The sequence below is a fragment of the Pseudomonas paraversuta genome (assembly GCF_904063065.1).
Lineage (GTDB): Bacteria > Pseudomonadota > Gammaproteobacteria > Pseudomonadales > Pseudomonadaceae > Aquipseudomonas > Aquipseudomonas paraversuta.
In genome coordinates this window covers 642,107-661,505 of the sequence record NZ_CAJFCL010000002.1, presented here as the reverse complement: position 1 = coordinate 661,505, position 19,399 = coordinate 642,107, and the positions used below count along the sequence as shown (strand labels likewise).

The window sequence follows — 19,399 nt, the reverse complement described above, 5'->3', positions numbered from 1 at the left end:
CCGAGGTCGTCGTAGCGGGTTTCTTCTTCGGTAACAAGCTCTCGCAGCACCCGTTGGCCGTCCAGCTGCGCCTTGCGGGTAATGACCTTGTGCGGGAACTGGAAGTAAGGCAGTTGCCGGGCAATGGGCAGCCAGGGCTCGTCGTAATAGGTGGTTTCGGTTTCCTGCAGGGTCTGGCCCCGTTGCGTGCGTTCACGGGTCAGCAGGTGGAAGCGGTTAAAGGTGCGTGACACTGTTTGCAAAACAGTACCCCGGGCATCCATCAGGGTTTCGGTTGAGCCATAGAGAAAATCCCCGGCCCCGGTCAGGTGATAGAGGTTGTCTTCGCGGTTGCGCCACTGGCGCACTGCCGGCCAGCCAAAATAGTTGTTGCTGCCATACAGGCCATAGTCATAGCGAACCAGTTGCACCGGCTGGCCGTCCCCCGGGTCTTTGCGGGTCTGACTGACCACCGGCATCCGCGCAAACGGCGCCCCTGCAGGCAGGTTGAGGCCGTTTGCCTCGCTATAGGTCACTTCCTCGGTGCTGCCAGTGGGCTGGGTGCATTTGTTCAGCAGCAACAGACCTGAATCACTGCGGGTGTATTCAAACTGCCAGCCACTGTCGGGCAGGCCGTCCACCGTTACCCGGCGCAACTGCCCGGAGACCCGGTGAAAAGACATCACCACCTGTGCGGGGGTAAACGGCTGCAACGTCAGGCGGGTTCTCACGCCCTCGTAGGCCAGTGCCAGCACCGTGCGGCCCCGGGCATCGCTGACCTTTTGCAGGTAAGCCCCATTGCCAACCGAACGCCAGTCAAAATTCAGGGCGCTGCCATCGGCCCCCACCAGGGTGCTGACCACCCACAGGCTGGCATGCCCCGACAAAGGAATCAGGCGTTCACAAGTGCCGTCGTTATGCCGGACCCACATTTCCTGACGCTGAACGGTCACTGCGACTACCGGCAAACGCACATCGGGAAAGCGCATGTTCTGGCCGACAATTTCACCGCGAAAACGCTCGCCGGAATTGAGTTGCAGTTGCTGGCTGGCCCCGTCCCAGGAGGTGGTGCCGAGCATCCAACCCAGACCAAAGCCCTGGTCGGCTGTCATCAGCGGGCTATGGCTCAGATGCAGCTGGCCGATGGGCCCGCGCAAATCGTTGGCGGCGCCGGTGGGCAGGGTTATCGAGGCAGAGAACGCACCGGTGCGCGGATCGACGCCGGCACTAATGCTGCTCATAAAGTTGTAGGCACCGGAATACAGGTCACCGGCGTTGAGCAGGCTGACGGCGGATTTGATCTGGGGGGTGGAAATTTTGTTAGAAGGGTCGATCACTATGGCTATCTCTTGTTATTGGCAACTTACAAGAAGGAGCTGAAAAAGCCCCATCCAGAAAGGTGGGGCCTTTTCAGTGCTTATCAGGCCAGCGTCAATTCCAGGCGCTCACGGTCCTTGGGGTCGAAACGCAGGGTCAAGTGGTGCTCATTGCCATAAACATCCACCAGACTCATATCGCACGGGCCGCGAAAGCCGCCCTGGGATTGTTTGATGTCAACCCGGCCACAGAGCACCAGGCTGCCCTTGTCCCGAACGGCAGCCGGTAGGGTCGGCAACGGGATCACACTTTGCGGGAGCGCGGAGTTCCACTGAACCTGGGTCTTGCCTGGCTCGACATAGCCGACAAAGCTGCTCATCTGGTCATCGGGCAGATTGCTCTCCCACATGATCATGCCCTTGGGCAGCATGCTCATACTCTTGAGTGCAATGGTCTGGCTCGGGGCCGTTTGCAGGGTCAATGTGCAACGGCGATTGAAAATCCCGGCTTTCAAATGCATGGAGGGCAGGTCAAAAAACTCGGAGAGGATGAAGTTATCCTGTGAATAGCGGGGCGGACGATGAACCGTGATATTGGCATCCGGTTTATCGTGGCTGGTCCCACGATCCGGAGTGCCGTCCTCGTACCAGCTCGAGCCATTGGAGCAGAAACGCCGACCATTATCGCCCGTCACCATAAAGGCCAGTCCGATGGTCTGCCCGGCAGCGGCCAAAGACTGACACGACACATAAAACTCAAAGTATTCAAAGCCGGCCTTTGGCCCGATCGAAGCCTTGACCTGGGAGTTGGGAAAGTACTCGTAACCCTTGTACCGAGAGGAGGCAGACCAGCCCAGGGAATCGAATTCATCAAAGGGAAGCACCTGGTTGGCATTGCGGTACATAACAATCCGCAGATTGTCTTTTTCACTCTGGGTCAGGCCAACTTCAGCACCACGACCATCCAGTGCCTTGACGCCCAAAGTTACCTTTACCTGTTGCAGGCCATTGGCGTAGATATGTGGCGTGGTGTCGGTGTGCACCTCCATATCATTGATATACCAGTACGGGTCCATATAAGTAGTCATGCTTTATATTCCTGATAAGTGCACCTGGCGCGCAGGCGCTATTGAATAAAGCAGCGTCCTCGAAAGAGGGCGCGTTCTAGTGGGGCAAGTTATGGCGGTTAAAGCCTGTGTGTTTGTAAATGGGTAGAACCGTCAGAACGCTGTACGGACAGTGTTTACAGTGAGTAGTCCGGGCGTTTGACAGACGGTGCCAGCCATTAAAACTCCCCTTTAACTGGAGATAAGCAAGGGGGGTAAACGGCGTTAAAACAAACCAGTAAGCCTCGTCATCTATTGCTGTTAGATGCGGTCTAAAAAATAAGCGCTATTGTTCGATGGAACAATCTGCGGGGGATGTAAGTCGGGGCTTTACAATAAAGTCACTGGAATGGCGAGTTGCCTGTACACCCCCACACCTTGTTCGCACTCGGTACGTGCGCTCTTGATAACAAGAGTTGAAGTGAACGGTTGGGCAGAGACTGCCGAAATCACCGATAGCGACGATGACTTGTATTAAACAGGTTGCTGCACCCGGCTTTACGCCAGTCAGGCGTGCCGTTGGGTCATGCAGTCGTGATGCTTGCCGGGGCGCAGATTGCGCAGGGCGCGCAATTGCCGATCATGGAGGGGCCAGGCCGGTTCAGCCGGGTGAATCCGGGGGAGGTCTTAAGCGGGCACCCTGCGCCAATGAGCAGGTCGGTACAGGGCTGTTGCCGGTCAGTGGCTTTGCGGCAGGTGCTCGAACAGGGTCTTGCAGACCCCGGCAATGTGCTCGTCCAGCAGTTTGACCGCCAGTTCCACGTCACCGCCGCGGCAGGCCTCGATGATTTCCCGGTGCTCATGATCGGCGCGGTCCTTGCCCGCCGACAGGCTCATCTGCATGCGCAGGTAACGCTCCAGCTTGTCGTTGACCGAGCGCACCATGCTGATCAGGAAGGGCCGTTGCGCCGGTTCGTAGAGGCAGGCATGCAACTCCCAGTTGAGCTCGGCCCAGCGGCCAACATCGTCCTCGCCAACAAACTCCTGACAAATCAGCTCGGCGCGGGCGAAGGTGGCTTCGGTCATGTTGGGGATTGCTAGGCGCAGCAACTTGTCTTCCAGAAGCATGCGCACCTCGAACATCTGTGCCAGTTCTGCATCGGAAATACGCGTGACCATGGCCCCGCGATTGCGCTGGAACATCACCAGGCCTTCGGCTTCGAGACGCTTGAGGGCTTCGCGTACCGGGATTTTGCTGACGTTGAACTGGCGGGCAATATCGTCCTGGCGAATCGGTTCATCTTCAGCGAAATGCCCGGCGACAATAGCGTCACGCAGATGCAGGGTGATGATTTCCGAAGTGGAAGGCGAATTGCCCAGGTCGGGGACATTGAGTTTAGGGTGGGCCACGGTGGTCATCGTTTTCTGGAGAAGCAGATATGGTATACGAATTTGCCTGAGCACTCGCTGTGCCGATGGTCGGCTCAGGAGCTTTTAGCCGATTGCAGGGAGCTCTGCGGCATGGGTGCCAGCCGGGCAGGGCGCCCGATGGCGCAACCTTGCTGCCTTTCATTCGTCCACCGGGTACAGGGTGATGGACAGGTCAATCCCCCAAACCTGCATTCGGGCCAGGGTCTGCAGGGATAGCTGATGAGAAAGACTGCCGGGTGCAATCGCGCTGCGATAACCGATATCCAGGGTCTTTCTGGAACATGCCTGCCACAGGGCGTGGCATTGCGGGTCAAGCTGCTCGATGGCGCTGAGCAAGGCATCGATACTTTGTTCCGGAGTTCCGTAGCTCCCCTCAGGGGCAAAGGCTTCAAACCTGGCGTGATAGCCAAGCGGATCCATGTAGCCCACATGTAAACAGCAGATTGGCGCAGTCGTAATGTGCGCAGGGGCCAGGGCTTGTGCGAGTAAAGTCAGGTCGATCGGGGCAATGAGTTCCAGATCGGTATTGAGGTATTGCACGGTTTGTTGATTATCCATATACCCAGGGCTCACTGGTTGGTAAGTGACAGGCAGCGAACCGAAGATACGCGGATTGGTCGAGCGCAATCCGGCAAGAATATTTCAAGAAACAACAGTGGCATGTTTAACCGCTGGTAACCCCTGGACCAGCACAGGCGCCTTTTAGCCATGGATATTCTGAGTCTGTCAGCAGCGCCTGATCGCTGCGATCAGTTGGAGGGTGCCGCCGATGTACCCTCAGCACATGCCCGCGAACCTGGCATTTGTCGCAGTGTGCCGGCCCAGAACCCCAGGGCCAGCACACTGACGGCGGCGCCCAGCAGGCACACGCCCGACCAGCCGGACGTGGCATAAACCGAGGTTGATGCGAGCGCTCCCAGGCCGCTGCCTGTTGCGTAAAACAGCATGTAGCAGCCCACCACCCGGCTATGGGAGTCGGGGTGCGCACTGAAGATCATGCTTTGATTGGTGACATGAATGGCCTGGGCGCCAAGATCCAGAAGCACGACGCCGACTATCAGCCACAGCATCGAACTGCTGGTGAACCACAGTGCCAGCCAGGCCATGATTAACAGCCCCAGAGCCAGGCCGGTGGTCCACTGGCCCAGCCCTTTATCGGCCCAGGCCCCGGCTCTCGCGGCAGCGAGTGCGCCCACCACGCCGACCAGGCCGAAGGTGCCGATAGTGGTGTGCGAAAAGGAATAAGGCGGGCTGATCAGGAGAAACACCAGCGCACTCCAGAAAATGCTCAGCACGGCAAACATCAGCAAGGCGAGCATGCCGCGCACTTGCAGCACCCGGTCCTGCCTGAGCAGGGTAAACATCGACAGCACCAGCCTTGGATAGGGTATGGGCGCCGCAGCCGGTTGCTGTGGTGGAAGGACACGCCACAGAATCAACCCCAGGGCCAGCATCACCAGCGACGAGCCCAGGTACACCCAGCGCCAGCCACCCAGGTCCGAGATCAGTCCGGCGGCCAGACGTGACAGCAACAGGCCGATGACAACCCCGCCCTGCACGGTACCCACCACCCGGCCACGCTCTTGCGGCAAACAGGCGGTGGCGGCATAGGCGATCAGGCCCTGGGTCATGGCGGTACCCAGCAGACCGATGGCCAGCATGCCGGAGAGCATCATTGCCGGGGAGCGGGTGAGGCCGACGCAGACCAGACCGGCGATCAGTACCGCCAGTTGGGCGAGCATCAAGCGGCGGCGATCCAGTTGATCGCCCAGTGGCACGATCAGCAGCAATGCCAGCACGCTGCCGATCTGCGTCGCAGTGATCACGGCACCGACCCTGGCATGACTGATCGCAAAGTCTGTGGCCAGTTGATCCAGCAGCGGTTGGGCATAATAGACATTGGCCACGCTCAGCCCGCTGGCACAGGCGAATAACCCGACCAGCGCCCGCGGCATGCGCCTGCCGGTGGTTGCTGGCGCTGCTGGATCGGGCCGGGAAACTTGATCAATGGCCATGGACGGATCTCCGTTGAATGTAGTTTCAAATTAAGACTAGTTTGATTCTAGGGTAACGAGTCTTAAAATGAAACTTGTTGCACGGAGAAAACCCGAAACTGTACGGAGCAGCCTGTATGACCAAGCATCAAATGAGCCAGGCCACCACGTGCCCGGTTGCCCGCTCTGTGGAGGTAATCGCAGATCGCTGGGCGTTGTTGATTGTGCGTGACGCCTTTGACGGCGTAAGGCGCTTTGGCGATTTCCAGCAGGGTCTGGGGGTGGCGCGCAGCGTCTTGGCCAACCGCCTCAAGAGCCTGGTCGAGGCCGGTATTTTTCAAGTGCAACCGGCTTCTGACGGCACCTCGTATCAGGAATACGTGCTTACCCCGCAAGGTCAAAGCCTGTTCCCGGTGGTGGTGGCGTTAAGGCAATGGGGCGAGCGCTACCTGTTCGGGCCGCACGAAGCGCATTCGCAACTGGTGGACACGGCCACCGGGCAGCCCTTGCCTTTGATGCAGCCCGTAGCAGTCGATGGACGGACGATCGCGCCTGAACAAGCCTGGGTCAATAAAGTTGTGTGAGTCATGGCGGCTGGCGGGTGACCTGCACCGCGCCTAGCCGATATAAGAAAAAACCGCGTACTCAAAACCGTTGAACTCGAATGAGGCGACTTTTTTCATGCCCATTTTCAAATGCGCCCGCAGCGACGGCTGGTTGTCATTGCGGATGAAAAGTATCCCCTCGCGCCCGGGTTCAAGACGCCGCAGTTCAGCGAACATTATTTGCGCCAGGCCCTTGCCGCGTTCCTCTTCCCCGACACAGACCGGACCATATACATAGGCATCGGGCGTGCCGTGATAGGCGTTGAACATAGCCTTTACAACGGGGATGTCCGCGTTCACTTCCCGGGAGGAGGTTAACAGGAAGCCGGTGACGCGCCCGTCACGGCGGGCAACGATCAGTGGCATGTCCTGCATCATTTTTGCCAGGCGCTCCGCTGACAGACTTGCCGCCAGTGCTCCGCCCCGTGCTGTCTGATTGGCAGCCTGAAGTTCGAGAATGCCGTGCATATCGGCGATGTCGGCTCTGCTTACACCGGTGTCATGTCCGCTCATACCGATATCCCTGTGGGTTGAAGTGGCGGGGCGCTGTGTAGTGTTGCGCATCAGGCTAGCAGGTCAGGAAACCGTGCAAGCCCCGGAACCCGGCCTATGACCGGGGCTGGACGATCAGGCAATCACCGTGAGCGTCTTGCTCAAGCAAAACCAGCGCTCCGACGATGAGTGCGTGCATGCCCTGGGCCAGCTCGGCCTCCATCTCGGCTTCTTCCGCTGCACGTTCAGCCTCTTCGGCCCCCCGGCCGGTAACCGAGTACACGGTGTCGGCCACGGCAATACCGTGGAAGGCCACCGTCGCCAGCAACCAGCGCGCGTGTTGCTTTGAAATGCCATAGACCTGAGCGATATGGCTCTGATGCTCTTCGATCTTGGCGAGCATCGGTTGTGTCGCGGCCAGCCTGCGGATGACGTAAGGCGTCAGCCCGGGGTGGGCCTTGACGAACACCCGCACCGAGGTGGCAAACACAATCATGTATTCCTTCAAGCCGCTACGCCGCTCAGCGTCGGCCCGGGGGATCTGCCAACGGGTGAAGATCTCCTCGGCGACCATGCTTTTGAGTGCATCCAGGTTGGCAACGTGCTTGTAGAGCGCCATATGGCTGATCCCCAATGCGGCAGCAACGCCGACAAAGGTAATGCACGGCAAGCCGATCTCAATGCCTGCTTCGACAATACGTTCCCGGGTAATGGTGCGGGGACGCCCGCGGGTAGCAGGTGGTTGTGGCGCTGTCATGACGGATCCTTGAACGGTGGTGACAGTCTTGTAGCTGTCTTGCCAGAATTTCGCAAATTAGTTTATAGTCATGCAACTAATTAAGTTTCTGATTCAGGAGGCCGTTTCATGTGATCAAGCGCTCCTTACATTCCCCCCAAGGCAGGCGTGAACCATCCCTCTCTTCTGAATTTCCGGACATTTGAACTCTATGGACACTCATGACACGGCCCCGGCCAAAACCAGGGTGCGCGGCCCGATCAGCCAGATACTGCATCCTGTGCGTGGACGCCTGATCGTTGCCGGCCTGCTCGCGGCAGCGGGCGCGATGCTCACGCTGGTGCCGCTGGCCGGTATCGCCCATATCGGCAAAATGGCGTTGTCTGATAACGGGCTTGAGCCGGCACAGGTGTGGTGGGCGCTGATTGCAGGAGTGGCCAGCCTGTGCGCCGGGATGCTGCTGATATCCGGCGCAGAATTGCTCGCCCACCTGGCGGACAACCGCATTACCCATCACCTGCGCCGGGCGCTTGTGCAGCGACTCAGCAGCGTGCCCCTGGGCTGGTTCACCAGTCGGGCGTCGGGCGAGGTCAAGCAGGCGATGCAGGACGACATCAGCTCATTGCACAGCCTTACCGCGCATTTCTTCACGACATCGGGGCGTGCGGCCGGCGCGGTTCTGATCTCGCTGATCTACCTGTTCACCATGGACTGGCGCATGGCCATTGTCTCGATCCTGCCGTTCCCCGGATTCTTCCTGTTTTTTGCCCGGGCGATGAAGGCCAGCCAGACCAACATGCAGGCGTTCACCGCCGGTATGGGGCGCATCGATAACTCGGTGGTCGAGTTCGTCAACGGCATCGCGGTGGTCAAGTCATTCAGTACCGGTACCAGGGCACACAGCAGCTACCGCGAAGCAATTGATGCCTTCGCCCTGGCCTTTATCGGATTCACCCGGCCTCTGGTGGCTCCGATGGCCAATGCCAACGCAATGATTGCCCCGGTTACGGTTCTCGGCGTAGTGCTGGTGTCCGGTACGGTGTTCGTGGGCCTGGGCTGGATCGCGGCGCCGGATGTGCTGCCGTTTGCCCTGGTGACGCCGGGGCTGTGCGGGCCGCTGCTGTTGCTGCACTACATCACCCATGACCTTAACCACGCAGCCGGTGCTGCCCGGCGTGTTCAGGCCCTGCTGGATACCCCCGTGCTGGAGCAACCGGCCCCCGGCCTGCAGCAGTCGCCAAAGGGAAACGAGATCCGCTTCGAAGGTGTCAGCTACGGCTATGACAGCGCACGCCAGGTACTGGCCGATGTCAGCTTCACGCTCAAGCCCGGCACCACCACAGCCATCGTCGGGCGCTCGGGCTCCGGCAAGTCGACCCTGGCGCGGCTGCTGCTGCGCTTCTTCGACCCCACGCAAGGGCGCATCACTCTGGGCGGGGTGGATCTGCGCGAGATTGAAACCTGCAACCTCTACCGGCATATCGGTTTTGTCTTGCAGGAGGTGCGCCTGATCCATGCCAGCGTGCGCGACAACATTGCGCTGGGCAGACCATCGGCCAGCCAGCAACAGATCGAGGACGCCGCGCGCATCGCCAACATCCACCAGCGCATTCTGGATTTACCCCGCGGCTATGACTCGGTGATCGGTGAAGATGCGCTGTTTTCCGGCGGCGAGCAGCAGCGTGTGAGCATCGCCCGCGCCGTGCTGCTCGATCCCCCCGTTCTGGTGCTCGACGAACCCACGGCAGCAGCCGACGCTGAAAGCGAAGTCGCAATCCAGGAAGCGTTGTCGCGCTTTGCCCGCGGCCGAACCCTGCTGGTCATTGCCCACCGGCTCGACAGCATCATGCTTGCCGACCAGATCATCGTGCTCGACAACGGCATTGTTCATGAACAGGGCCGCCATGAAGAACTGCTCGCAGGCAAGGGGCTCTATGCCCACTTGTGGGCGCAGGGTGGCTATTCACAATCTGCAGATCTGGCGGTGTCGTCATGCTGAATCCCCTTGTTCAACTACTGGATAAAGATGCGCCAGTCTTGCACCGCTACGTCTGGATGGCAGTGTTATATGGCCTGCTAAGCGGCTTGACCCTCACCACGCTGGTGCCGGTGCTGGATCACTTGCTGGCCGGGGATGTGCGAGGGGCTGCGCTGTGGCTCGGCCTGATGCTGGCCGGCGTGGCCATTTGCTGGGCGTGGCGGCTCCAGCTGGACAGGGCGGGGGTGGCAGTCGGCGTGGCCATACTGCAGGGGGCGCGGCAGCGCATCGGCGAGCATGTCGCGCGCCTGCCCGTGGGCTGGTTTACCGCGCAAAACACCAGTCGCCTCGGGCATGTGATTACCCAGGGCATGATGGCGGTAGCTCAGTTGCCGGCGCATGTATTAACCCCAGTGATCAGCGGCGCCGTGACGCCGCTGGTGGTTGTGGTCGCACTATTTTTACTGCACTGGTCGCTGGGCCTGATTGCGTTGCTCGGCTTGCCCGTTCTGTGCGTGGCATTGTGGCTGACCGCTCGCCTGGGACAACGCGCCGACCGTACGTACCAGCACCATTTTGCCGACGCCAGCCAGCGCATGGTCGAGTTTGCCCAGGCCCAGTCGGTACTGCGCGCCTTCAATGGCGAGGGCGCCAGTACGCAACTTCTGGAACAGGCCCTTGACCAGCAGCGCCGCTCCGGCATGCGCCTGATCTATCAGTCCACTCTTTCGGTGGTGCTCAACGCCTGGGTGGTGCAGGCCGTTTTCGCGGCCCTGCTGATCGCCGCGGCCCTGTGGCTCAACGCGAATCAGGACATCGCACAGCAAAGCGGTACGGTGATTGCGGTGGTTGTCGCGTTGTTATTGACCAGCCGCTTCATCGATCCGCTGCTGGAGGTGGCCAGCTATGCCGAGATCCTGCGGGGGGCGTACGGCCAGCTTGCAGAGGTGCAGAGCATTTTCGCGGTCGAGCCCTTGCCGGAGCCGGATCAGCCATTGGCCCCGGCGGACAGTTCTGTCGAGTTTCGCCAGGTGAGCCTGCGTTATGCCCATGATCAGCCGGATGTGCTGAGTGGCATCAGCCTGCGCATCGAGCCCGGCAGCATGACCGCATTGGTGGGCGCTTCAGGCTCTGGCAAGACCACCCTGGTGCGTTTGATCGCGCGGTTCTTCGATGCAACCCAGGGCAGCGTACTGATCGGCGGCGTGGACGTGCGACAGATGTCCAGTTCACAACTGTCCGCCCGGATCAGTCAGATTTTCCAGGACACCTATCTGTTTCAGGGCAGCATTGCCGACAACATCCGCATCGGCAGTCCGGCTGCCAGTTTTGGTGAAATCCTCGACGCTGCACAGCAGGCCGGTCTGGGTGACCTTATCGAACGTTTGCCCCTGGGCATCGACACACCGGTCGGCGAGGGCGGTGCAAGGCTGTCGGGTGGCGAACGCCAGCGCATCACCATTGCCCGTGCGCTGATCAAGAATGCGCCCATTCTGCTGGTGGACGAGGCCACCGCCGCCCTGGATGCGCAGAATCAGTCAGTAATTGCCCGGACGCTCTCCAGTCTGCGCGGTCGACACACGGTGGTGGTGATTGCCCACCAGCTATCTACGGTGTCGATGGCGGACCAGATTGTGGTGCTCGACAAAGGCCAACTGGTTGAGCAGGGCACGCCTGCGGCATTGCGCGGCAGTGGCGGGCGTTATGCGCATTTTCTGGAACAGCGTCGGGCTGCCAGAGGCTGGCGGATCGCCGTGCCGTCCAACAGCGAGCAAGCCTGATGACCGCACGCTGGCTATGGTGGTTTGCCATCTTGTGCGGGGCGTCACTGCTGGTCGGGGCTCGACAGCTGGAGTGGGGGCAGTTGTTGTCGTTGTCGGGCGATGCCTGGCTGACACTGACGGCCAGCCGCCTGCCACGCCTGGCGGCGCTGGTGCTGACGGGTGTTGGCCTGGCTGTGTGCGGGGTGATCCTGCAGCACATTGTGCGTAACAAGTTCGTCGAACCCGGTACCACGGGCGGACTGGACGCGGCCAGGCTCGGTATCCTGATGTCGCTGGTGCTCGCCCCTGGCGCGGGTGCCCCGGCCCGAATGCTGTTCGCGTTGCTGTTGAGCTTCGCCGCGGGTCTGATTTTTGTCCTGATCATACGGCGCATCCAGTTCAAGGGCTCGGTACTGGTTCCGGTTATCGGCCTGATGTATGGCGGCGTGCTGAGCGCCATTGCCGAGTTCTACGCCTATCGCAACAACATCATGCAAAGCATGCAGGGCTGGCTGCTGGGGGACTTTTCCCGGGTCGTGCAGGGCAGTTACGAAATCATCTACCTGATCTTGCCGATTGTCGGGTTGACCTACCTGTATGCCCGGCGTTTCACCCTGTTGGGCATGGGGGAGGGCATGGCCACGAGTCTGGGTCTCAACTATCTGGCCTGGGTGGCGCTGGGCTTGCTGCTGGTGGCCGTCACCGTATCGGCCACTGTCATCACTGTCGGTTCGATCCCCTTTGTCGGGCTGGTCATTCCCAATCTGGTGGCGCTGCGTTATGGCGACAACCTCAGGCGCACGCTGCCCATCGTTGCGCTGGGCGGCGCGTGCCTGCTGCTGGTCTGCGACATCCTCGGGCGGCTGCTGATCTACCCGTTCGAGGTGCCTATCGGCCTGACCGCGGGCAGCGTGGGCGGGGTGCTGTTCCTCGCGTTGATCATCCGGAGGTACAGATGATGCGCCCGCAACCCCGGCACGCGGTATGGATTGTGGTGGTGACGCTGGCACTCATCTTCGTGTTCCTGCACTCGGGCCTGGACTTTGACTATGTGATCCCCAAGCGGATCGCGCGGCTGACAGCCATGCTGATCGGCGGAGCAGCTATTGCCTGGTCGTCGATCACATTCCAGACCCTTACCGGCAACCGGATACTGACGCCGGCGATCATGGGCTATGAGGCTGTCTACTTGCTATGGCAGGCCTTGCTGATTCTATTTATGGGCAGCGCCAGCCTGGTGCTGCTCGGGGTCAACGGCAACTTTGTGCTCTCGGTGCTGCTGATGCTCGGCTATTCGTGGGGCATCCATCGCTGGTTGTTCCGCGATGGCAAGAGCAACGTGTATTTCCTGCTGCTGGTGGGGTTTGTACTGACCCTGTTGATCAGCACCTTTACCCAGTTTGTCCAGCTCAAGGTCAGCCCTGGCGAGTTCTCGATCCTGCAGGGCTTCAGCCAGGCCTCTTTCAACCGGGCCCAACCCTTGCAGTTGCTCTTTTCGGGACTGCTGGTGGGGGCGGTTTGCCTGCTGGGACGCAAGACCTTGCCGACCCTCGATGTGCTCTCTCTGGGACGCGACCAGGCCGTTTCTCTGGGGGTCGACTATCGGCGCAATGTACGCCTGCATCTCGCGCTGATCGCGATCCTGGTCGCTGTGTCCACCAGCCTGCTCGGGCCCACGGCTTTTATGGGGGTGTTCGTGGCAAACATCACCTACGCCCTGGCGCGCACCTTCAGGCACCGCGTCACGCTGCCACTGGGGGGCGCGATAGCCACCGGCATGTTCATCACCGCGCAACTGCTGGTAGAGCATGTTTTCAACTACAAAACCACCGTCGGCATTCTGGTCAATCTGGTCTGCGGCGGTTATTTCCTGGTGCTGATGGTTCGTACCCGAGGAGCCCCATGATCACTGTCCACGACATCCACAAGGCCTATGGCGCCAAGGCCGTACTGAAGGGCGTAGATGCCTGTTTTCCGGCCCGGAGCCTGACTTCGCTTATTGGCCCGAATGGCGCGGGCAAGACCACGCTGCTGCTGATGATCGCGCGGCTGACGGCGCCTGGCCGTGGTGAAGTGCGTATCGAGGGCCGCCCGGTTGCAGGCATTGATATAGGTGAATACGCCAGGCGGGTTGCGACCCTGCGTCAGGCGCCGGACTTCAATCTGCGCCTGACGGTGGAGGAGCTGGTCGCGTTCGGGCGCTTTCCCTACAGCCGTGGTGCGTTGACCCGCGAAGACCAGCGGGTGATCGACGAAGCCATTGCGTTCCTGTCCCTGGAACCCCTGCGCCATGCCTACCTCGACGAACTCAGCGGCGGGCAACGGCAAATGGCCTTTCTGGCGATGACCATCGCCCAGCAGACGGACTATCTGTTGCTGGATGAGCCGCTGAACAACCTCGATATCAAGCACGCCGTGCAGATCATGCGTGCACTGCGCCGCCTGTGCGATGAGCAAGGGCGCACCGTCATCCTGGTGGTGCATGACATCAATTTTGCCGCCAGCTATTCCGACCACATCGTTGCGATGAAGGAGGGTGCGGTGTATTGCGCCGGCAGCGTTGCCGAGGTGATTACCGAGGCGCGTCTGGGTGAACTCTACGGTCTGGCTTTCGATATCACACAGGGTCAGCGCGGGCGCCTGTGCAACTACTTCAACCCATAAAGAGATCCCCCATGTCCAGCCATCACACACACCGCAGGTGGGCGTCGGCCTTGCTGATCGCCGTGACTGCCGCACTCTGTGCATGTAATGAAAAGTCCGCCCAAGCGCCATCCCCACAATCATCAGCGGCGGCTTACACCCCTGTCACAGTGCAACACCAACTGGGCACGACCCGGATCGACCATGCGCCACAACGGGTGGTCGCCCTGGACATGAACGAGGTCGATTTTCTCGACCAGTTGGGGGTACCTGTGGCGGCGATGCCGAAGGATTTCGTCCCGCATTTTCTTGCCCGCTACAAGGATGCAGCGAGCGTCGAGGACGTGGGCTCGATCGTGCAGCCCAATCTGGAACGCGTTCATGGCGCCCGGCCTGATCTGATACTGATTACATCGCTGCAGGCCAATCGCTTTGAGGAATTGAGCGAGATGGCCCCGACCCTTCATTTTGATGTCGACTATCGCGATAGCCAGGCGCGCCACATCGACGTCATCAGGGAGCACCTGATGACGTTGGGAGACGTCTTCGCCCGGCAGGCGCTCGCCCGCCAGAAGGTCAACGAACTGGACACCCGGGTCGAGGAGGTCAGGCGTATCACTGCGGGGCGCCCCGAAAAAGCATTGGTGGTTTTGCACAACAATGGCGCCTTCAACTCCTTCGGCGTGCAGTCGCGCTACGGCTTCATCTTCAGTGCCCTGGGGGTGAAGCCGGCCGGCCCGAATGCCGAAACCGGCCTGCATGGCCAGCCGATTTCCAGCGAATTCATCCTGCAGGCCAACCCCGACATCATCTTCGTCGTCGACCGCACGGCAGTGATGGAGCGTCGACCGGTGATGGATGCCCGAAGCATGGATAACCCGCTGCTGCGCCAGACCAAGGCCTGGAAAAACGGGCGGGTGATCTTTGTCGATGCCCAGGCCTGGTACGTGACCGGGGCCAGTCCGACCTCACTGAAATTGATTATCGACGACGTCGAAAAGGGCTATCAGCGCTAAAGCGGGCCAGGCCGTAGCCGCTTACGCCTTTGATAGTTATCGATTCTCATTAAAACCATTCTTTAGATTCAGATTCAATACAACAAATACCTTCTCAATTGAACGGAGTCATAGCGTGCGTAAACGCCACTTTCAAACCCGCATTGCGCCACCACGCGCAGTCTTTGCCTTGAATCGCACTGCCGCCGCCGTACAGGGTGTACTACTGGGCCTGACCCTGGCCGCAACCGGCTTGCCGGCTTATGCCCAGAGCACGACCAGTGAAGAAGAGGGTGTCTCCACGCTGCCCGCCACCCTGGTGGAGGGCGAAATGCTATTGCCTTCCGGGCTGCCGCCCACCTATGCCGGCGGGCAGGTGGCGTACGGCAGCCGTGTCGGCCTGCTGGGTAACAAGGACTTCATGGAAACGCCGTTCAGCACCGTCAGCTACACGGAGAAGTACATCGCCGACCGTCAGGCGCAAAACATCACTCAGGTGATTGCTGCCACTGATCCTTCAGTGTTCAGCAACGGCCTGACTGGCACCTTCAGTGAGAACTACTCCATCCGTGGCTTCGCCAGTGACATCAGCGACGTGACCATCGGTGGTTTGTATGGCGTCGCGCCGTACTACCGGATTTCGCCGGAAATGTACGAGCGCATCGAGGTGCTCAAAGGCCCGTCAGCACTGCTTAATGGCATGCCGCCCGGCGGCTCGGTAGGCGGCAGCGTCAACCTGGTACCCAAGCGTGCTGGCGATGAACCGTTGACGCGGCTGACCGGCACCTACATGTCGGATGCCCAGTTTGGCGGGCATCTGGATGTGGGCCGGCGGTTTGGCGAGGACCAGCAGTTCGGCATCCGTTTCAACGGTGTTTACCGTGATGGCGACGGAGCGATCAATCACCAGGAGCAGAAGGCCGAACTGACGTCGCTGGGCCTGGACTGGCGTGGCGAGCGTGCTCGCCTCTCCGCCGACCTGTATCAAAGTGAAGACCGTATTCGCGGGCAGAACCGGGGGATCAACCTGGCCTCCGGCGTGGCAGTGCCCAAACCGCCCAAGGCCGACACTCTGCTGAACCCCGACTGGGCGTATGTGCAGACTAAAGACCGGGGGGCGATAGTGCGCGGTGAGTACGACCTGACTGACAGCCTGATGGCTTATGCGGCCTACGGCGCCAGCAGGACCCGCTACACCTACAGCGGCACGATGCTGGCCACTGTGTTTAACGATGCGGGCGACTTCAGGACCAGCATGGGCCAGTTGAAAATGGAACTCGAGAAGACCTCGGGGGAGGTTGGCTTGAAGGGCCACTTCCAGACGGCGGCCATCAAGCATCAATGGTCCTTGAATGCCACGCACTACGGCGATACCCAAAAGGACTTCGGGCGCCGCTCGGTGCCGGGTGCAGACTGGGTGACCAATATCTACAACCCGGTCTGGGGCCCGGCTGCGCCCACCGATTTTCCCTACATTGCCCATAACGAAAGCCGTCTGACCAGCTACGGCGTGGCGGATACGCTGTCGGTTCTGGAGGAACAGGTGCAACTGACCCTTGGCGTGCGCCGTCAGCAAGTGCTCACCGACAGTTTCAGTGTGACTACCGGGGCGCGCACAGACCGTTATGACGAAGAGGCCACCACGCCTGCGGCGGCGTTGCTGGTCAAACTCAGCGAGCATGTGTCTTTGTATGCCAACTACATCGAAGGCCTGAGCCAGGGGGCGACCGCACCGATGACGGCCGCGAATGCGGGAGATGTATTCGCGCCCTACAAGTCCAAGCAAAAAGAGGTCGGGCTCAAGGTCGATCTCGGTGACTTCACCCACACCCTCAGCCTGTATGAAATCAAGCGTCCCGGCAGCTATCTGGACCCGAACAGCAATATCTTTTCGTTTGGTGGCGAACAGCGTAACCGGGGTGTCGAGTGGGGATTTTTCGGCTCACCGCTGGACAATGTGCGCCTGATGGGGGGCGTGGCTCATGTGGACCCGAAAATCACCAAGACCGAGGGCGGCGTCAACCAGGGCAAGACGGCCACCGGCTTGCCCAAGCTGCAAGGAAAGCTGGGCGTGGAATGGGACACACCGGTACTCGACGGTTTAACCCTGACCGCCAATGCGACATCAGTGTCAAAGCAGTACATCAGCGACGACAACACGCAATCGATACCTGGCTATACGATCTTTGACCTGGGCACACGCTATGCCACCCGCGTAGCCCGTCGCCCGGTGACGTTGCGCGCCAGTGTCACCAACCTGACCGACAAGGCCTACTGGGGCACGCCGTTGTTGTCCAGCCTGGGCCTGGGGGCGCCACGTACCTTTGAGCTCTCCGCGTCGGTGGACTTCTAACTGACAGGCGGAGTAAAACCTCTGGCGGTGTCCGCCGCCAGAGTCCGCTTCAACAGCGATCGGACTCGAGCCTGATACGCCTGACGCTACCGGCAAAGCTGCAAAAAGCTCACTTCGCCACCGCCTGCATCAGCAACTTGCGAATCTCCCCGGTAATTGCACTTTTGGTGCCTTGCTCCAATATCCCCACCCGGCGTACCGCCAGGTCCCCCGGCAACGGCAGCACCCGCAGGCAAGGGTCTTTGTCCCAGTCAAAGTTCTTCAGCAACGGCACGATTGCCACACCGACTTGCTGGCGAACCAGGTCAGCGATGCCAATGATCGAGTTGAGTTCCAGAATCTCCAACGGCTCGATGGATTCGCTCTTGATGATCGACTGCACTTTGCGGCCCACTGCCGTGGACCTGTCGTAGCGAATAAACGGCTGGGTTCTGAGCAGTTCCACGGCGTCGTTGATGCCGGCGGTTTGTGTAGCGTTGGCAAGCATGACGATGGGTTCGTTGTAGAGCAGGGTCCAGCTCAAGCCATCGAAATTCTGCCGCGCGGTTTCGATCAGCAAGGCGGCGTCGAGCTTGGCGGCATGCACCAGGTTGACCACTTCATCGGAGCGGGCGGTCATCAGGTTGACCGATATCCGCGGGTGCAGCTTTTTCAGTTGCACCAGGCAATTGGCGAGCAGGCCCATACCGGAGGTAATGCCGCCAATGGACACTTCGCCCTCCATGGCCAGACCGTCAGGGGCTTCGGCGATCATCTGCTCGTAGTCCTCCAGCAAGCGCTTGGCTTTGGGCAGCAGCAACACGCCATCGCGGCTCAACTTGATCTGTCGCTGGCTGCGGTCGAACAACGGCCGGCGCATCTCTTCTTCGAGGGCACGCATTTGCTGGCCAACGGCGGCGTTGGTGAGGGCCACGCGGTCGGCGGCGGCAGCGAAGCTACCGTACTCGGCGACGGCGATAAACGTCTTGAAAAAACGCATGTTGCTCATGGGCAGACCTGTAGCGAGGGCAGGGGGTTGATAGTAAAGATAATGTTTACTATTGATAAAGTTAAATTAGTTTTTCTTTTTATAGCCGCCGAACAATACTCAAGTCCGAACTGATTCGGCGAACTTTCCCCATGAGCAATCCTGATAACAACACCCTCGACGCGGCCTTGCGCGCTGCCAAAAACGTCTATCACCTCGGTGCAACCACGGTTTACTCGCACCAGCAGGACAGCCGTTTTGCCTACACCCTGTATGTGCCCGAGGCCATCGAAGACAGCACCCGGCCGGTTGACCTGGTGGTCTCGCTGCACGGTTCTACCCGGGCGATGGAAATCTACCGCAATGGCTTCGCGGAATTTGGTCGCTGGAACGATTGCGTGATTCTGTCGCCGCTGTTCCCGGTCGGCGTGCTGGGTGACGACAATGGGGACGGTTACAAGCAGATGGTCGAAGGCGATATTCGCTACGACAAGGTCTTGCTCGACATGATCGCCAGCGTCGGCAAACGTTACGGTCGCCGCTTTGAGACCTTCGCCCTGTTCGGTTATTCCGGCGGCGGGCAATTCAGCCATCGCTTCTGCTATCTGCACCCCGAAAAACTCTGGGCGGCATCTATTGGCGCGCCGGGTTCTGTCACCTTGCTGGATGCCGACCAGGACTGGTGGGTCGGGGTGCGGGACTTCGCCGCGCGCTTCGGTAAACCGCTGAACCTGCAAGCCTTGCAGCAACTGCCGGTGCACATGGTGGTGGGCGATTCCGACCTTGAAACCTGGGAAATCACCCACCGCGAAGGCGGCAAACACTACATGGCCGGCGCCAACTCCGCCGGACGTACTCGTCCGGAACGCCTGGCGGCCTTGAAGCAAAGTTTTGAAGCCGCCGGGGTGCAGGTGCATTTCGACCTGCTACCCAATGTGGCCCACCAGGGCATCAAGGCCATGCCGGCTGCCCAGGATTTTTTCGCCAGGGTCTTGCGCCACAAGCGCAGCCTTGGCTGATACAACGCTGGTAGCTGCACTCAGAACAGACCGTATAACAATAATCAAGGATTCACTCATTCTGATGCCGGTCCTGCCTTGG

At 60.2% G+C, this 19,399-nt stretch carries 17 protein-coding genes; 9 read left to right on the top strand and 8 right to left on the bottom strand.

Going from position 1 to position 19,399, the window contains the following annotated elements; genetic code table 11:
* The 5 genes from JQ845_RS06090 to JQ845_RS06070 form a co-directional block, all read right to left on the bottom strand.
* The coding region (locus JQ845_RS06090; RefSeq protein ID WP_203008757.1) for a hypothetical protein at positions 1 to 1,316 on the bottom strand (1,316 nt) is incomplete at its 3' end.
* 83 nt (positions 1,317 to 1,399) lie between these two features.
* Entirely contained in the window at positions 1,400 to 2,383 is a 984-nt protein-coding gene (locus JQ845_RS06085) for a hypothetical protein (RefSeq protein ID WP_203008756.1), read from the bottom strand.
* Between the two features lie 696 nt (positions 2,384 to 3,079).
* A complete protein-coding gene (locus JQ845_RS06080) occupies positions 3,080 to 3,760 on the bottom strand; it encodes a GntR family transcriptional regulator (protein ID WP_003445228.1) in 681 nt (226 codons plus the stop codon).
* A gap of 150 nt (positions 3,761 to 3,910) precedes the next feature.
* On the bottom strand, positions 3,911 to 4,330 hold the full coding sequence (locus tag JQ845_RS06075; RefSeq protein WP_010656600.1) for a hypothetical protein: 420 nt from the start codon (positions 4,328 to 4,330) through the stop codon (positions 3,911 to 3,913).
* Between the two features lie 191 nt (positions 4,331 to 4,521).
* Complete coding sequence (locus tag JQ845_RS06070; protein WP_202210688.1) at positions 4,522 to 5,787, bottom strand: MFS transporter; 1,266 nt, start codon at positions 5,785 to 5,787, stop codon at positions 4,522 to 4,524.
* Between the two features lie 116 nt (positions 5,788 to 5,903).
* Here JQ845_RS06070 and JQ845_RS06065 point away from each other — a divergent pair, with 116 nt between their 5' ends.
* Positions 5,904 to 6,350, top strand: coding sequence for a winged helix-turn-helix transcriptional regulator (locus tag JQ845_RS06065; RefSeq protein ID WP_203008755.1), 447 nt, complete (start codon positions 5,904 to 5,906; stop codon positions 6,348 to 6,350).
* A 33-nt stretch (positions 6,351 to 6,383) separates the two neighbouring features.
* On the opposite strand, the gene JQ845_RS06060 is transcribed toward JQ845_RS06065, so the two are convergent.
* Positions 6,384 to 6,884, bottom strand: coding sequence for a GNAT family N-acetyltransferase (locus tag JQ845_RS06060; protein WP_010656597.1), 501 nt, complete (start codon positions 6,882 to 6,884; stop codon positions 6,384 to 6,386).
* A 94-nt stretch (positions 6,885 to 6,978) separates the two neighbouring features.
* Complete coding sequence (locus tag JQ845_RS06055; RefSeq protein WP_203008754.1) at positions 6,979 to 7,620, bottom strand: TetR/AcrR family transcriptional regulator; 642 nt, start codon at positions 7,618 to 7,620, stop codon at positions 6,979 to 6,981.
* A 190-nt stretch (positions 7,621 to 7,810) separates the two neighbouring features.
* Here JQ845_RS06055 and JQ845_RS06050 point away from each other — a divergent pair, with 190 nt between their 5' ends.
* The 7 genes from JQ845_RS06050 to JQ845_RS06020 all read left to right on the top strand — a co-directional run bounded on the left by JQ845_RS06050 (position 7,811) and on the right by JQ845_RS06020 (position 17,331).
* Positions 7,811 to 9,598, top strand: coding sequence for an ABC transporter ATP-binding protein (locus tag JQ845_RS06050; protein WP_203008753.1), 1,788 nt, complete (start codon positions 7,811 to 7,813; stop codon positions 9,596 to 9,598).
* Positions 9,592 to 11,358, top strand: coding sequence for an ABC transporter ATP-binding protein (locus JQ845_RS06045; protein ID WP_203008752.1), 1,767 nt, complete (start codon positions 9,592 to 9,594; stop codon positions 11,356 to 11,358). The genes JQ845_RS06050 and JQ845_RS06045 overlap by 7 nt, the downstream gene beginning before the upstream one ends.
* Positions 11,358 to 12,299: an ABC transporter permease gene (locus JQ845_RS06040; protein ID WP_003445243.1), complete on the top strand. Its 942-nt coding sequence runs from the start codon at positions 11,358 to 11,360 to the stop codon at positions 12,297 to 12,299. Before JQ845_RS06045 ends, JQ845_RS06040 begins: the two co-directional genes overlap by 1 nt.
* Positions 12,299 to 13,246 carry an iron chelate uptake ABC transporter family permease subunit gene (locus JQ845_RS06035; RefSeq protein ID WP_203008764.1) on the top strand — a complete coding sequence of 316 codons (948 nt, stop codon included), beginning with the start codon at positions 12,299 to 12,301 and terminating at the stop codon, positions 13,244 to 13,246. The genes JQ845_RS06040 and JQ845_RS06035 overlap by 1 nt, the downstream gene beginning before the upstream one ends.
* Complete coding sequence (locus JQ845_RS06030) at positions 13,243 to 14,004, top strand: iron ABC transporter ATP-binding protein (protein ID WP_010656592.1); 762 nt, start codon at positions 13,243 to 13,245, stop codon at positions 14,002 to 14,004. The genes JQ845_RS06035 and JQ845_RS06030 overlap by 4 nt, the downstream gene beginning before the upstream one ends.
* 11 nt (positions 14,005 to 14,015) lie before the next feature.
* On the top strand, positions 14,016 to 14,999 hold the full coding sequence (locus JQ845_RS06025) for a siderophore ABC transporter substrate-binding protein (RefSeq protein WP_203008751.1): 984 nt from the start codon (positions 14,016 to 14,018) through the stop codon (positions 14,997 to 14,999).
* A gap of 115 nt (positions 15,000 to 15,114) precedes the next feature.
* A complete protein-coding gene (locus tag JQ845_RS06020) occupies positions 15,115 to 17,331 on the top strand; it encodes a TonB-dependent receptor (RefSeq protein ID WP_203008750.1) in 2,217 nt (738 codons plus the stop codon).
* Positions 17,332 to 17,440: 109 nt separating this feature from the next.
* Here the strand turns inward: JQ845_RS06020 and JQ845_RS06015 are convergent, their stop codons facing one another.
* Positions 17,441 to 18,319, bottom strand: coding sequence for a LysR family transcriptional regulator (locus tag JQ845_RS06015; protein WP_003445252.1), 879 nt, complete (start codon positions 18,317 to 18,319; stop codon positions 17,441 to 17,443).
* Between the two features lie 131 nt (positions 18,320 to 18,450).
* Here JQ845_RS06015 and JQ845_RS06010 point away from each other — a divergent pair, with 131 nt between their 5' ends.
* Positions 18,451 to 19,317, top strand: a complete 867-nt coding sequence (locus JQ845_RS06010) for an alpha/beta hydrolase family protein (RefSeq protein WP_003445253.1) — start codon at positions 18,451 to 18,453, stop codon at positions 19,315 to 19,317.
* Positions 19,318 to 19,399 lie beyond the last annotated feature (82 nt).

Excerpts from the sequence above, each read along its gene's own strand:
- JQ845_RS06085 (WP_203008756.1), bottom strand. The coding sequence starts at position 2,383 with ATGACTACTTATATGGACCCGTACTGGTATATCAATGATATGGAGGTG.
- JQ845_RS06080 (WP_003445228.1), bottom strand. The coding sequence starts at position 3,760 with ATGACCACCGTGGCCCACCCTAAACTCAATGTCCCCGACCTGGGCAAT.
- JQ845_RS06075 (WP_010656600.1), bottom strand. The coding sequence starts at position 4,330 with ATGGATAATCAACAAACCGTGCAATACCTCAATACCGATCTGGAACTC.
- JQ845_RS06070 (WP_202210688.1), bottom strand. The coding sequence starts at position 5,787 with ATGGCCATTGATCAAGTTTCCCGGCCCGATCCAGCAGCGCCAGCAACC.
- JQ845_RS06065 (WP_203008755.1), top strand. The coding sequence starts at position 5,904 with ATGACCAAGCATCAAATGAGCCAGGCCACCACGTGCCCGGTTGCCCGC.
- JQ845_RS06060 (WP_010656597.1), bottom strand. The coding sequence starts at position 6,884 with ATGAGCGGACATGACACCGGTGTAAGCAGAGCCGACATCGCCGATATG.
- JQ845_RS06055 (WP_203008754.1), bottom strand. The coding sequence starts at position 7,620 with ATGACAGCGCCACAACCACCTGCTACCCGCGGGCGTCCCCGCACCATT.
- JQ845_RS06050 (WP_203008753.1), top strand. The coding sequence starts at position 7,811 with ATGGACACTCATGACACGGCCCCGGCCAAAACCAGGGTGCGCGGCCCG.
- JQ845_RS06045 (WP_203008752.1), top strand. The coding sequence starts at position 9,592 with ATGCTGAATCCCCTTGTTCAACTACTGGATAAAGATGCGCCAGTCTTG.
- JQ845_RS06040 (WP_003445243.1), top strand. The coding sequence starts at position 11,358 with ATGACCGCACGCTGGCTATGGTGGTTTGCCATCTTGTGCGGGGCGTCA.
- JQ845_RS06035 (WP_203008764.1), top strand. The coding sequence starts at position 12,299 with ATGCGCCCGCAACCCCGGCACGCGGTATGGATTGTGGTGGTGACGCTG.
- JQ845_RS06030 (WP_010656592.1), top strand. The coding sequence starts at position 13,243 with ATGATCACTGTCCACGACATCCACAAGGCCTATGGCGCCAAGGCCGTA.
- JQ845_RS06025 (WP_203008751.1), top strand. The coding sequence starts at position 14,016 with ATGTCCAGCCATCACACACACCGCAGGTGGGCGTCGGCCTTGCTGATC.
- JQ845_RS06015 (WP_003445252.1), bottom strand. The coding sequence starts at position 18,319 with ATGAGCAACATGCGTTTTTTCAAGACGTTTATCGCCGTCGCCGAGTAC.
- JQ845_RS06010 (WP_003445253.1), top strand. The coding sequence starts at position 18,451 with ATGAGCAATCCTGATAACAACACCCTCGACGCGGCCTTGCGCGCTGCC.